General features: G+C 46.3%; 12 protein-coding genes. 9 read left to right on the top strand and 3 right to left on the bottom strand.

What is annotated here, in order from left to right; all coding sequences use genetic code 11:
• Positions 1–19: 19 nt before the first annotated feature.
• From atpE to glmU, 8 genes are all read left to right on the top strand, one after another.
• Positions 20–277 carry a F0F1 ATP synthase subunit C gene (gene atpE / locus AB6E30_RS13230; protein ID WP_004411110.1) on the top strand — a complete coding sequence of 86 codons (258 nt, stop codon included), beginning with the start codon at positions 20–22 and terminating at the stop codon, positions 275–277.
• A 59-nt stretch (positions 278–336) separates the two neighbouring features.
• On the top strand, positions 337–807 hold the full coding sequence (gene atpF, locus AB6E30_RS13225; protein WP_136977451.1) for a F0F1 ATP synthase subunit B: 471 nt from the start codon (positions 337–339) through the stop codon (positions 805–807).
• Positions 808–822: 15 nt separating this feature from the next.
• A complete protein-coding gene (gene atpH / locus AB6E30_RS13220; protein ID WP_010433233.1) occupies positions 823–1,356 on the top strand; it encodes a F0F1 ATP synthase subunit delta in 534 nt (177 codons plus the stop codon).
• A gap of 13 nt (positions 1,357–1,369) precedes the next feature.
• The gene (gene atpA, locus AB6E30_RS13215; protein WP_102321083.1) at positions 1,370–2,911 is read left to right on the top strand and encodes a F0F1 ATP synthase subunit alpha; all 1,542 of its coding nucleotides are present in this window, start codon (positions 1,370–1,372) and stop codon (positions 2,909–2,911) included.
• 48 nt (positions 2,912–2,959) lie between these two features.
• Positions 2,960–3,826: a F0F1 ATP synthase subunit gamma gene (atpG, locus tag AB6E30_RS13210; protein ID WP_016794171.1), complete on the top strand. Its 867-nt coding sequence runs from the start codon at positions 2,960–2,962 to the stop codon at positions 3,824–3,826.
• A gap of 34 nt (positions 3,827–3,860) precedes the next feature.
• On the top strand, positions 3,861–5,264 hold the full coding sequence (gene atpD, locus AB6E30_RS13205; RefSeq protein ID WP_048610850.1) for a F0F1 ATP synthase subunit beta: 1,404 nt from the start codon (positions 3,861–3,863) through the stop codon (positions 5,262–5,264).
• An 18-nt stretch (positions 5,265–5,282) separates the two neighbouring features.
• Positions 5,283–5,705, top strand: a complete 423-nt coding sequence (locus AB6E30_RS13200; RefSeq protein WP_004735742.1) for a F0F1 ATP synthase subunit epsilon — start codon at positions 5,283–5,285, stop codon at positions 5,703–5,705.
• A gap of 183 nt (positions 5,706–5,888) precedes the next feature.
• Entirely contained in the window at positions 5,889–7,250 is a 1,362-nt protein-coding gene (glmU, locus tag AB6E30_RS13195) for a bifunctional UDP-N-acetylglucosamine diphosphorylase/glucosamine-1-phosphate N-acetyltransferase GlmU (RefSeq protein WP_017071780.1), read from the top strand.
• A gap of 124 nt (positions 7,251–7,374) precedes the next feature.
• On the opposite strand, the gene punC is transcribed toward glmU, so the two are convergent.
• A complete protein-coding gene (gene punC / locus AB6E30_RS13190; RefSeq protein ID WP_017063021.1) occupies positions 7,375–8,586 on the bottom strand; it encodes a purine nucleoside transporter PunC in 1,212 nt (403 codons plus the stop codon).
• 163 nt (positions 8,587–8,749) lie between these two features.
• On the opposite strand from punC, the gene punR reads away from it, so the two are divergent.
• Positions 8,750–9,664: a DNA-binding transcriptional activator PunR gene (punR, locus tag AB6E30_RS13185; RefSeq protein WP_372103875.1), complete on the top strand. Its 915-nt coding sequence runs from the start codon at positions 8,750–8,752 to the stop codon at positions 9,662–9,664.
• A 97-nt stretch (positions 9,665–9,761) separates the two neighbouring features.
• Here punR and ilvA read toward each other — a convergent pair whose 3' ends face one another.
• Positions 9,762–11,306, bottom strand: a complete 1,545-nt coding sequence (gene ilvA / locus AB6E30_RS13180) for a threonine ammonia-lyase, biosynthetic (RefSeq protein WP_372103872.1) — start codon at positions 11,304–11,306, stop codon at positions 9,762–9,764.
• A 2-nt stretch (positions 11,307–11,308) separates the two neighbouring features.
• On the bottom strand, positions 11,309–13,150 hold the full coding sequence (ilvD, locus tag AB6E30_RS13175) for a dihydroxy-acid dehydratase (protein WP_136977456.1): 1,842 nt from the start codon (positions 13,148–13,150) through the stop codon (positions 11,309–11,311).
• Between the last annotated feature and the right edge of the window lie 24 nt (positions 13,151–13,174).

The following is a 13,174-nucleotide window of genomic DNA, read 5'->3' as shown; positions in this document are numbered from 1 at the left end:
TGTTAATCGGAGAACGTAAATGGAAACTGTACTAAGTTTTTCAGCAATCGCTGTTGCTATTATTGTTGGTCTTTGTGCCGTAGGTACTGCAATTGGTTTTGCTATTCTTGGTGGTAAATTCCTAGAAGGCGCTGCGCGTCAACCTGAAATGGCTCCAATGCTACAAGTTAAGATGTTCATCATCGCTGGTCTACTGGATGCTGTTCCAATGATCGGTATCGTAATCGCACTACTATTCACGTTTGCTAACCCATTTGTTGGTCAACTAGCAGGCTAATTAACTGTTAATTAGTTAATTAAATTTTTGTAGTTGATTCTTAACGAGGGGTAGCTGTTGTGAATATGAACGCAACTCTGTTAGGTCAAGCAATTGCTTTTTCTATGTTTGTTTGGTTCTGCATGAAATATGTATGGCCACCAATCATGCAAGCAATTGAAGAGCGTCAGAAAAAAATTGCTGACGGTCTTGTAGCCGCTGAACGCGCTGCTAAAGACTTGAACCTGGCACAAGCCAACGCTTCTGAGCAAATGAAAGAAGCAAAGCGCACTGCAACTGAGGTTATTGATCAGGCAAACAAACGTAAAGCTCAAATTATTGATGAAGCACGCGAAGAAGCTCAGGCAGAACGCCAGAAAATCTTAGCGCAAGCGGAAGCAGAAATTGAAGCAGAGCGTACACGTGCCCGTGATGACCTGCGCAAACAAGTCGCAACTCTGGCTATAGCTGGTGCTGAGAAAATCCTTGAGCGTACAATCGATAAAGATGTACACGATGATCTTCTTAACAACATTACTGCAAAACTTTAAAGCAAGGGGCTGTATATGTCTGATTTGACTACAATCGCACGCCCCTATGCTAAAGCAGCGTTTGACTTTGCGGTAGATAAAGGTGAGCTAGACCAATGGGGTCAAATGCTTACTTTTGCTGCCGAAGTGGCACAAAATGATGATGTTCATAATTTATTAAGCGGTTCTATGACTGCTGAAAAATTAGCTGAAGTATTCATTGTAATTTGTGGCGAACAATTTGATGAATTCGGCCAGAACTTAATTAAAGTGATGGCAGAGAATGGCCGCTTAATGGCTTTTCCTGATGTTTGTAAAGAGTTCTTTATACTCAAAAAAGAGTATGAGAAAGAGATCGACGTTGAAGTTACTTCAGCTGTTGAACTTTCTGAAGAACAACGCACAAGCATTATCAGCAAATTGGAACTGCGCCTTGCGCGCAAAGTTCAGCTGAATTGCAGTATAGATGAGACTCTACTTAGTGGAGTTATTATTCGAGCCGGAGACCTAGTCATCGATAACTCAGCGCGCAGTCGTTTAGACCGCCTGAGCGATGCATTGCAGTCTTAATGGGGATTGGAGCATGCAACTTAATTCCACTGAAATTAGCGATCTAATTAAACAACGTATTGAATCTTTCGACGTTGTTAGTGAAGCTCGCAATGAAGGTACTATCGTTTCGGTAAGCGATGGCATCCTTAGCATTCACGGCCTAGCGGACGTGATGCAAGGTGAAATGATTGAACTACCGGGTGGCCGTTACGCGCTAGCACTTAACTTGAACCGTGATTCGGTTGGTGCTGTTGTAATGGGCCCATATGCTGACCTACAGGAAGGCATGAAAGTTACAGGTACGGGTCGTATTCTCGAAGTACCAGTAGGTCCTGAAATGCTTGGTCGTGTGGTAAACACGCTAGGTGAGCCAATTGATGGTAAAGGTCCTATTGATGCGAAATTGACTTCGCCTGTAGAAATTATCGCACCAGGTGTAATCGACCGTAAATCGGTAGATCAACCTGTTCAAACTGGTTACAAGTCAGTTGACTCAATGATCCCTATCGGTCGTGGTCAGCGTGAACTTATTATCGGTGACCGTCAGACTGGTAAAACAGCGATGGCGATCGATGCGATTATTAACCAAAAAAATTCTGGTATTTTCTCTATCTACGTTGCAATCGGCCAAAAAGCGTCGACTATCGCTAACGTAGTTCGCAAACTAGAAGAGCACGGCGCACTAGCAAACACTGTTGTTGTTGTTGCATCGGCTTCTGAATCTGCAGCGCTGCAATACCTTGCACCGTATGCTGGTTGTGCGATGGGTGAATACTTCCGTGATCGCGGTGAAGATGCACTGATTGTTTATGATGATCTATCTAAGCAAGCTGTCGCTTACCGTCAGATCTCACTACTGCTTAAGCGTCCACCAGGTCGTGAAGCGTTCCCTGGTGATGTTTTCTACCTTCACTCTCGTCTACTAGAGCGTGCTGCTCGTGTAAGCGAACACTACGTAGAAGAATTCACTAAAGGCGAAGTGAAAGGCAAGACGGGTTCTTTAACTGCTCTTCCTATCATCGAAACGCAAGCTGGTGACGTATCTGCATTCGTACCGACGAACGTAATCTCGATTACCGATGGTCAGATCTTCCTACAAACTGAGCTATTCAACGCGGGCGTACGTCCAGCTGTTGACCCTGGTATCTCAGTTTCTCGTGTAGGTGGTTCGGCGCAGACTAAAATCATCAAGAAGCTATCTGGCGGTATCCGTACTGCTCTAGCTCAATACCGTGAACTTGCAGCATTTGCTCAGTTCTCTTCGGATCTTGATGAAGCGACTAAGAAGCAGCTAGACCACGGTCAAAAAGTTACAGAACTGATGAAGCAGAAGCAATACGCTCCTATGTCTGTATTTGACCAAGCTCTAGTAATCTTCGCTGCAGAGCGTGGATACCTTCAAGACGTTGAACTTTCTAAAGTTCTAGACTTTGAAGCTGCTTTACTGTCGTTTGCTCGTGGTCAATATGCCGATCTAGCAACACAGATCGACACAACGGGTGCTTTCAATAAAGAAATCGAAGCTGAGCTGAAGAAGCTTGTTGACGATTTCAAGGCAACCCAGACCTGGTAATTGGTAGGTGGTCTTAGGGCCACCTCATACCATTAACGGAGAGTAACGATGGCCGGCGCAAAAGAGATACGTAATAAAATCGGTAGTGTTAAAAGCACACAGAAGATTACGAAAGCAATGGAAATGGTAGCAGCTTCAAAAATGCGTCGTTCTCAAGACGCAATGGAAGCTACTCGTCCATATGCAGAAACAATGCGTAAAGTGATCGGTCATTTGGCTAATGGTAGCCTCGAGTATAAGCATCCTTATCTTGAGGAACGTGAAGCCAAACGTGTTGGTTACATCATCGTTTCTACAGACCGTGGTCTTTGTGGTGGTTTGAACATTAACTTGTTCAAAAAAGCCATGAACGACATGAAAGATTGGTCTGAGAAAGGTGCTGACGTTGAACTTGCAATTGTAGGTTCAAAAGCGACAGCATTTTTCAACAACAGCGGCGCGAAAGTAGCAGCTCAAGTTTCTGGTCTGGGCGATCGTCCAAGCCTTGAAGACTTGATTGGCTCTGTAAGCGTTATGCTGAAGAAATATGATGAAGGCGAATTAGATCGCCTGTTCGTAGTGTTCAACAAGTTTGAAAACACTATGGTTCAAGAACCAACGATCGATCAATTACTTCCTTTGCCTAAATCAGACAGCGAAGAAATGAAACGCAGTCATTCTTGGGACTACATTTATGAGCCCGAGCCAAAACCACTACTAGATGCACTATTGGTTCGCTATGTCGAATCTCAAGTGTACCAAGGTGTGGTTGAGAACCTTGCTTGTGAGCAAGCGGCTCGAATGATTGCAATGAAATCAGCAACAGATAACGCTGGTGACATTATTGATGACTTAGAACTTGTGTATAACAAAGCGCGTCAAGCGGCGATTACACAAGAACTTTCTGAGATCGTTTCAGGCGCAGCTGCGGTTTAAGCTTAGGTAAAACTAAATAGTTAGAGGATTAACGATGGCTACAGGTAAGATCGTACAGATCATCGGTGCGGTAGTCGACGTAGAGTTCCCACAGGGTGAAGTACCTCGTGTATACGACGCTCTGAATGTTAATGAAGTACAAGAACGTCTAGTTCTTGAAGTTCAGCAACAACTTGGCGGTGGCGTAGTTCGCGCAATCGTAATGGGTAGCTCTGATGGTTTACGTCGTGGTTTGACAGTTGAAAATACTGGCGCTCCAATCTCAGTACCAGTAGGTACTAAGACATTGGGTCGTATCATGAACGTCCTAGGTGACGCGATTGATGAGTGTGGCGAGATTGGTGCTGAAGAGCATTACGCCATTCACCGTGAAGCTCCAAGCTACGAAGAGCAGTCTAACGAGACAGCTCTTCTAGAAACTGGTGTTAAAGTAATCGACTTGATTTGTCCATTCGCTAAGGGTGGTAAAATCGGTCTATTCGGTGGTGCTGGTGTAGGTAAGACCGTTAACATGATGGAACTTATCAACAACATCGCACTTCAACACTCAGGCCTATCTGTATTTGCAGGTGTAGGTGAGCGTACTCGTGAAGGTAACGATTTCTACTTTGAGATGCAGGAAGCAGGTGTTGTAAACATCGAAAAACCTGAAGAATCAAAAGTAGCGATGGTTTACGGTCAGATGAACGAGCCACCAGGTAACCGTCTACGTGTTGCACTGACTGGTCTAACAATGGCAGAGCGCTTCCGTGACGAAGGTCGTGACGTTCTACTGTTCGTTGATAACATCTACCGTTACACACTAGCAGGTACTGAAGTATCAGCACTTCTAGGTCGTATGCCTTCTGCGGTAGGTTACCAACCTACACTAGCTGAAGAAATGGGTGTTCTCCAAGAGCGTATCACGTCAACTAAATCTGGTTCTATCACGTCTGTACAGGCGGTATACGTACCAGCGGATGACTTGACTGACCCGTCTCCAGCAACAACGTTCGCTCACTTGGATGCAACGGTTGTACTTAACCGTAACATCGCATCTATGGGTCTATACCCAGCGATCGACCCGCTAGATTCTACTTCACGTCAACTGGATCCATTGGTAGTTGGACAAGAGCACTACGACATCGCTCGTGGCGTTCAGTCTACTCTTCAGCGCTATAAAGAGCTGAAAGATATCATTGCTATCCTAGGTATGGACGAGCTATCTGAAGAAGATAAGCAAGTTGTATCTCGTGCTCGTAAGATTGAGAAGTTCCTAACTCAGCCTTACCACGTAGCGGAAGTATTTACAGGTGACCCAGGCGTTTACGTACCTCTTAAAGAGACTCTACGTGGCTTCCAAGGTCTTCTATCTGGTGAATACGATGACATTCCAGAGCAAGCGTTCATGTACTGTGGTGCAATTGACGAAGCTATCGAGAATGCTAAGAAGCTATAAGGCTAACTAGGAGGCGATATGGCAGCAATAACCTTTCACCTAGACGTTGTAAGTGCAGAGAAACAAATTTTCTCAGGCCTTGTTGAGACGTTTCAGGTGACCGGTAGTGAGGGTGAGCTTGGTATTTTCCATGGTCATACTCCACTGCTGACCGCTATCAAGCCTGGTATGGTGCGTATTGTTAAGCAGCACGGCCACGAAGAAATCATTTATGTTTCTGGTGGTATGGTAGAAGTTCAGCCTGGTACAGCGACTGTACTGGCTGATACAGCTATCCGTGGTGAAGAGCTAGACGCAGCAAAGGCGGAAGAAGCTAAACGCAAGGCTGTGGAGAATATCCAAAATCAGCATGGCGACATAGACTTCGCACAAGCGGCCGGTGAACTGGCTAAAGCCATTGCTCAGTTACGAGTTATCGAACTGACAAAACAGCGTCGTTAGTCTTTTTAAGATTATAGACTCTGAGATAAAGGCGACCTAAGGGTCGCCTTTTTGCATTTTTGATGTTCTCAAAAATGCTTCTTTTACGTATCACTACTGGTTAAATGGTTATTGCGATTTAATTTTTCGGCCAAAAACGGTTACAATATCGGCTTAATAAAAATAACGTTGGATAGGTTTACAATGAAGTTTAGCGCGGTAATTCTCGCGGCGGGCAAAGGCACTCGCATGTATTCAAACACACCAAAGGTTCTGCACACACTTGCGGGTAAGCCAATGGTGAAGCATGTTATCGATACCTGTAATGGTCTAGGCGCTCAAAACATCAACCTGGTTTACGGCCACGGTGGTGATCAGATGAAGGCTACTCTAGCTGAAGAATCTGTAAATTGGGCACTGCAAGCTGAGCAACTGGGTACAGGCCACGCGGTGGATCAAGCATCTGCACATTTCGCTGATGATGAAAAAGTATTGGTGCTCTACGGTGATGTTCCACTGATCTCACCTGAAACCATTGAAAACCTATTAGACGCTCAACCAAACGGTGGTATCGCGCTACTTACGGTCGTGCTAGACAACCCAATGGGATACGGTCGCATTATTCGTCGTAATGGCCCTGTTGTGGCTATCGTTGAGCAGAAAGATGCAACGGATGAGCAGAAGCTTATCAAAGAGATCAACACTGGTGTTATGGTGGCGACAGGTGGCGATCTGAAGCGCTGGTTGTCTGGTCTAAGTAACGACAACGCACAGGGCGAATATTACCTGACTGACGTTATCGCAGCGGCTCACGACGAAGGTCGTGCGGTTGAAGCAGTACATCCAGTAAGCCCTATTGAAGTGGAAGGCGTGAATGACCGCTCTCAACTTGCTCGTCTAGAGCGCGCTTACCAAGCTGAGCAAGCAGATAAGCTATTGAAGCAAGGCGTAATGCTTCGTGACCCAAGCCGTTTTGATCTGCGTGGTGAACTGCAGTGCGGTATGGATGTTGAGATTGATACTAATGTTATCATCGAAGGCAGCGTAAGCATTGGCGACAACGTGGTTATCGGCACTGGCTGCGTGCTGAAAGACTGTGAGATCGATGACAACACAGTTATTCGTCCATACAGCGTAATCGAAGGAGCGACTGTTGGTGAAGACTGTACGGTTGGTCCATTTACTCGCCTACGCCCTGGTGCAGACATGCGTAACGATTCGCACGTTGGTAACTTTGTTGAAGTGAAGAACACTCGCCTTGGTGAAGGTTCTAAAGCGAATCACCTAACGTACTTGGGCGATGCTGAAATTGGTCAGCGTGTAAACGTAGGGGCGGGTGCAATTACTTGTAATTATGATGGTGCGAATAAGTTTAAGACCATCATTGGCGACGACGTATTCGTTGGTTCAGACAGCCAATTAATCGCGCCTGTTACGATTGGTAATGGTGCTACCGTTGGAGCTGGCTCTACCGTAACACGCGATGTTTCTGAAAATGAGCTAGTTATCAGCCGTGCGAAAGAACGTAAGATTGCTGACTGGCAGCGTCCGACTAAGAAAAAGTAGTCTCTTAACAAATAAGATGATTTAAATGAAAGTCAGTAGTACCGCTACTGGCTTTTTCTTATTTATCTAGATATAAAAAAAGAGCGAGTAATCTCGCTCTTTTTTGTTTTCGTTAACTTAGAAACTAGTCTTGTTTCTCGTCAGCGACTACTCGAGAGTTGTCAGGTGTCGCGAAGTGTTCAGAAAGCTCTTTGTTCGAAACAATATAGCCAACCCACAACGCACCCAAACAGATCACAACGGCAATACCCGTCGCGCTTAGTGCTTGGCTAGCCATTGCCGCGACCAATGCACTTGATAGGCCACTGATACTGATTTGCAGGCTGTTTTGTAGACCAGCAGCTGTTGCTGGGCTCTGTTTAGCGCTTGATAGAGCACGGTTTACTACGATTGGGTAAAGTGCGCCGTTTGCGACAGCAATCAAACAGAAAGGCGCAAGTAGAGGCCAGATTGACGTCAGTTCCCACTGTGATGCGATAAAGATAAGCATCGCCGCTACACTGAACAAACCGATAAGGTTTCTTAGTACAACGCCATCGCCATATTTCTTCACTGCTTGCTTACCGAAGTAACCACCCGCCATGAACGCGATTGTTTGTGGGATAAAGCTCAAACCGATGTCTTTTGCTTCATAACCTAGTTGAGCCATGATCTCTGGCATACCTGTTAGGTAAGCAAAGAACGCTGCAGATGCTGACGCAAACATTAAAACATTACCCATGTAAGGCTTTGATTTAAGCAACATCTTGATGTCTGTCTTAATCGATGTCTGTTTTACTTCAGGCGCTTCTTTTGGTTGAGCCATTGTTGTCGCCACTAGCAGTGCACCCATCAAGGTTAATGTGATGAAGATGCTGTGCCAACCAAAACTATCCGCCAGTAACACACCTAGCTGAGGTGCTAGTGCAGGAGATAGCGCAACCAAAGGCATGATGGTTGCAAAAATTTGTTGGCTACTGCTTTGTGAGTAACGCTTGATAACCATTGCTTGCCAGATTACCGCTGGAGCACATACACCGATCGCTTGAATGAAGCGTAGTGTCAGTAGGTGCCATACCTCGGTGCTGAATGCCAAGCCGAATGAAGCCGCAGTAAAGATAACAAGACCAACCGCCAACGTATTACGGTGACCATACTTGTCACTCGCTAGGCCCCAAAGAAGCTGACCCATTGCCATACCGCCAAGGAATACCGTTAGAGACAGAGCAATTTGCTCTGGGCCGGTTGCGAAATCAACTTCCATTGCCTTAAATGCAGGAAGGTACATATCGGTCGCAATAAAGCCAAGCATTGAAAGAACTGCAAGGTAGACCAATTGAAATTTAGAAATATTCATAAGATGCCATTAAGCTAAAAGTAGTGATGTATTTATCATCAAAAAAATTGTTTGATAGACAGAAGTTAAAGCCCCTGTTTATTTATGCTGACATTCTATTTTTCAGACCTGATAAAATAAAACGCTAAAATATGTAGTTATCAATCAAAAAATTTGAAGGCTTATGTTCTCTAAATCCTCTTTAGAAATGCTCGATACGGTTGCCCGTTTAGGTAGCTTTACTGCTGCTGCGGAGCAATTGCACAAAGTACCATCGGCGATCAGCTATGGTGTTAGGCAGGTTGAGCAAGAGCTGGATGTTCTACTTTTCAGACGTTTACCGAGAAAAGTAGAGCTGACACCTGCCGGTGAGTTGTTCATTGAAGAGGCACGTGCGTTGTTGAGGCAGATGGAAGAGGTCAGTGCCCAGACTCGTCGAGCAGCTCGAGGTTGGAAGAAAACCTTGCGTCTGACGCTCGATAATGTGGTGAAGCTCGACAAGATGAAGCCGATGATTGAAGAGTTCTATCAAACCTTTGAGTTTGCCGAACTTCAGATCAACATGGAGGTATTCAACGGCTCATGGGAAGCGATTGCACAGGGCAGGGCGGATATCGTGATTGGCGCCACCTCAGCTGTGCCAGTTGGTGGCGATTTTGAAGTCAAAGACATGGGGCAATTAGATTGGGCATTTGTAATGTCGCCAAGTCACCCGTGTGTGCGCGAACAGAACCTCAATGAAGAGTTCGTGAGCCAATATCCAGCCATCTGCTTGGATGATACCTCCAGTGTGCTCCCTAAGCGACACACAGGCCATTACTCAAATCAAAGACGCCTATTGTTACCTAACTGGTATAGCGCCATAGAGTGTCTTAAGAATGGAGTTGGGGTGGGTTATATGCCGAGGCACATTGCCGCGCCAATTATCGAGCAAGGCTTGTTGGTGGAAAAAATACTGCCTGAACCGAGCCCGCAGAGTCATTGTTGTTTGGTCTGGCGAAAAGACGATAACCATAAACTGATCGAATGGATGGTGAAGTACCTAGGATCGAGTGAGCAACTTCACCAAGATTGGTTGGATCATCGCAAGGCGGTCTAATGATCTTAGCGAGAAGATCCTTTTCAAGTTTGAGTTGAATCAGCACCAATAAAAAGAGCGAGTAAATACTCGCTCTTTTTGATTCGGTCGTTAACTCTTATGACAAGAAGAACTTGTAGGAAGGGTTATCGGTTTCATCTTTACACTGATAGCCAAGCTCTCGTAGATGTGTTGAGAACTGAGCTAAATCATCATCATCCAGTTCGAATCCACACAATACACGGCCGTAATCAGCGCCGTGGTTACGGTAGTTGAACAGGCTGATATTCCAATGGGTACCTAAGGTATCAAGGAACTTAATCAATGCTCCTGGGTATTCAGGAAACTCGAAGCTGTATAGGCGCTCTTTCAATGGTTTTGATGGTTTGCCACCAATCATGTAACGAATGTGCAGTTTTGCCATCTCATCATCAGACAGATCGACGACTGGATAGCCACCTTCACGCAGGTCGTTGATGATGTGATCGAGTTCTTCTTGTCCACCATTGAGACGTACACCGACGAAGATGTTCGCTAGGCTGTCATCGTTATGACGGTAGTTAAACTCAGTCACAGCACGGCCGCCAATGATATTACAGAACTCTAGGAATGCTCCTTGTCGCTCTGGAATCGTAACCGCAAGTAGACCTTCTCGCTTCTCACCTAGTTCACAACGTTCAGAGACATAACGCAGACCATGGAAGTTGGTATTAGCACCAGAAAGTACAGTTGCCAGTTGTTTGCCTTGCAGTTGGTTCTGCTCTGCAAACTTCTTTAAACCAGCCAGAGCAAGCGCACCAGAAGGCTCGGCAATCGCACGAGTGTCTTCAAAGATGTCTTTGACCGCAGAGCAGATCTCATCGCTAGACACGGCAATGTGACCATCGATGTACTGCTGACACAGACGGAATGTCTCTTCACCAATGCGCTTAACCGCAACGCCATCGGCAAACATGCTGACTTGATCCAGTACTACTGGCTCACCGGCATCCAGTGCTGCTTTCAAGCAAGATGAATCTTCAGGTTCAACCGCGATGACTTTTATTTCCGGCATCAATTGCTTAACTAGCACGGCAACACCCGCAGCCAAACCACCACCACCGACAGGCACAAAGATGTAATCCATGTGACCATTTTGCTGAAGCATTTCCATACCCATGGTGCCCTGTCCGGCGATCACCAATGGGTGATCGAATGGAGGCACAAAGGTAAAGCCATGTTCAGCAGAAAGACGCTCGGCTTCTGCCTTGGCTTCATCAAAGTTGCTGCCGTGTAGAACCACTTTACCGCCAAATCCACGTACCGCATCAACCTTGATGTCTGGTGTGGTTTTTGGCATCACAATCGTAGTCTGAATTCCCAACTTAGAACCAGACAGCGCCATACCTTGAGCATGATTACCCGCCGATGCAGCAATCACACCTGCGGCTTTTTGCTGCTCAGAAAGGCTTGATACCATGTTGTAGGCACCACGTAGCTTGAACGAGTGCACCGGCTGACGGTCTTCTCGTTTAAGCTGAACCTGATTACCAATGCGCGCGCTTAAACGCGGCATATCCTGTAGAGGTGTTACGATTGCAGCTTCGTAAACCGGCGCTCTCAGGATCTGACGCAGATAGTCTGCGCCAGTTTGTTTCTGGGGACTGGAGGTGTCATCACTCATAGTTAGCCCTCAAGTTTAGACTTATCACGTACTGCGCCTTTGTCGGCACTGGTCGCCATGCTTGCGTAAGCTTTCAGTGCGAAAGACACTTCACGCTGACGGTTTTCTGGTTTCCAGCCTAGTGCGTCTTGCTTAACACGACGCGCTTCTAGTTCAGCTTCAGGCACATCAAGTGTGATCGAACGGCTAGGGATGTCGATAGTGATGATATCGCCAGTGTTTACTAGACCAATCACACCGCCACTTGCTGCTTCTGGAGAAGCGTGACCGATAGACAGACCCGATGTACCGCCAGAGAAACGTCCGTCAGTTAGAAGAGCACAAGACTTACCTAGACCCATAGATTTTAGGTAGGTAGTTGGGTAGAGCATTTCTTGCATGCCCGGACCACCTTTAGGACCTTCGTAACGAATAACAACCACTTCGCCCGCTTTCACTTTGCCACCTAAGATGCCATCAACAGCACTATCTTGGCTTTCAAATACGATAGCTGGGCCTTGGAATTTCAGGTTTTCTTCATCAACGCCTGCTGTCTTAACGATACAGCCATCAACCGCGATGTTGCCCGAAAGAACCGCCAGGCCGCCTTCTTGGCTGAATGCGTTCTCTTTAGTACGGATACAACCTTCTTTACGGTCGTCATCAAGACGATCCCAACGGCAATCTTGTGAGAAGGCTTTGGTGGTACGAATACCTGCTGGGCCCGCGCGGAAGAACTTAAGTACCGCTTCGTCTTCTGTCTGCATGATGTCGTATTGAGCTAGCTGCTCTTGCATGCTTAGGCCAAGTACAGTGCGAGTTTGGTTGTTCAGTAGGCCTGCGCGGTCTAGTTCACCTAGGATAGCCATAACACCACCAGCGCGGTGAACGTCTTCCATGTGGTATTTAGGTGTTGAAGGCGCAACCTTACATAGGTGTGGAACGCGGCGAGACATCTCGTCGATATCACCCATATCAAACTCGACTTCACCTTCTTGAGCTGCTGCCAATAGGTGAAGAACGGTGTTACTAGAACCGCCCATTGCGATATCCAGTGCCATCGCGTTTTCAAATGCTGCGCGGTTTGCGATGTTACGAGGCAGTGCTGATTCGTCATCTTGCTCGTAGTAACGCTTGGTTAGGTCAACGATGCGCTTACCAGCATTGATGAATAGCTCTTCACGGTCTGCGTGCGTTGCTAGCATAGAACCGTTACCAGGCTGAGATAGGCCTAGCGCTTCAGTTAGACAGTTCATTGAGTTAGCCGTGAACATACCTGAACAAGAACCACATGTCGGACACGCAGAACGTTCTACTTGCTCACTTTGCTCATCAGAAATCGTTGGATCGGCACCTTGAATCATTGCATCAACAAGGTCTAACTTGATGATTTGATCGGAAAGCTTGGTTTTACCTGCTTCCATTGGGCCGCCTGATACAAAGATCACTGGGATGTTAAGGCGCATTGCAGCCATCATCATTCCCGGAGTGATTTTGTCACAGTTAGAGATACATACCATCGCATCCGCACAGTGAGCATTCACCATGTACTCTACTGAGTCTGCGATAAGCTCACGTGATGGCAGTGAGTACAGCATGCCACCGTGACCCATTGCGATACCATCATCAACTGCGATGGTGTTGAATTCTTTAGCGATACCGCCCGCTTTCTCGATTTCACCTGCTACCAATTGACCCATATCTTTAAGGTGAACGTGGCCTGGTACGAATTGAGTGAAAGAGTTTACAACTGCGATGATTGGCTTACCGAAGTCATCATCTTTAACGCCAGTTGCACGCCATAAAGCGCGCGCACCAGCCATGTTGCGTCCGTGGGTAGTCGTTGCTGAACGATAGATTGGCATTGCTTAAATCCTTATAAAATATTT

The organism is Vibrio sp. 10N.247.311.12 (assembly GCF_041467515.1).
Lineage (GTDB): Bacteria > Pseudomonadota > Gammaproteobacteria > Enterobacterales > Vibrionaceae > Vibrio > Vibrio crassostreae_C.
The sequence above is the reverse complement of the archived record's forward strand: the minus strand, read 5'-3'. Positions and strand labels throughout refer to the sequence as shown.

Coding starts and splice junctions, on each gene's coding strand:
- atpE (WP_004411110.1), top strand. CDS start 20: ATGGAAACTGTACTAAGTTTTTCAGCAATCGCTGTTGCTATTATTGTT.
- atpH (WP_010433233.1), top strand. CDS start 823: ATGTCTGATTTGACTACAATCGCACGCCCCTATGCTAAAGCAGCGTTT.
- atpA (WP_102321083.1), top strand. CDS start 1,370: ATGCAACTTAATTCCACTGAAATTAGCGATCTAATTAAACAACGTATT.
- atpG (WP_016794171.1), top strand. CDS start 2,960: ATGGCCGGCGCAAAAGAGATACGTAATAAAATCGGTAGTGTTAAAAGC.
- atpD (WP_048610850.1), top strand. CDS start 3,861: ATGGCTACAGGTAAGATCGTACAGATCATCGGTGCGGTAGTCGACGTA.
- AB6E30_RS13200 (WP_004735742.1), top strand. CDS start 5,283: ATGGCAGCAATAACCTTTCACCTAGACGTTGTAAGTGCAGAGAAACAA.
- glmU (WP_017071780.1), top strand. CDS start 5,889: ATGAAGTTTAGCGCGGTAATTCTCGCGGCGGGCAAAGGCACTCGCATG.
- punC (WP_017063021.1), bottom strand. CDS start 8,586: ATGAATATTTCTAAATTTCAATTGGTCTACCTTGCAGTTCTTTCAATG.
- punR (WP_372103875.1), top strand. CDS start 8,750: ATGTTCTCTAAATCCTCTTTAGAAATGCTCGATACGGTTGCCCGTTTA.
- ilvA (WP_372103872.1), bottom strand. CDS start 11,306: ATGAGTGATGACACCTCCAGTCCCCAGAAACAAACTGGCGCAGACTAT.
- ilvD (WP_136977456.1), bottom strand. CDS start 13,150: ATGCCAATCTATCGTTCAGCAACGACTACCCACGGACGCAACATGGCT.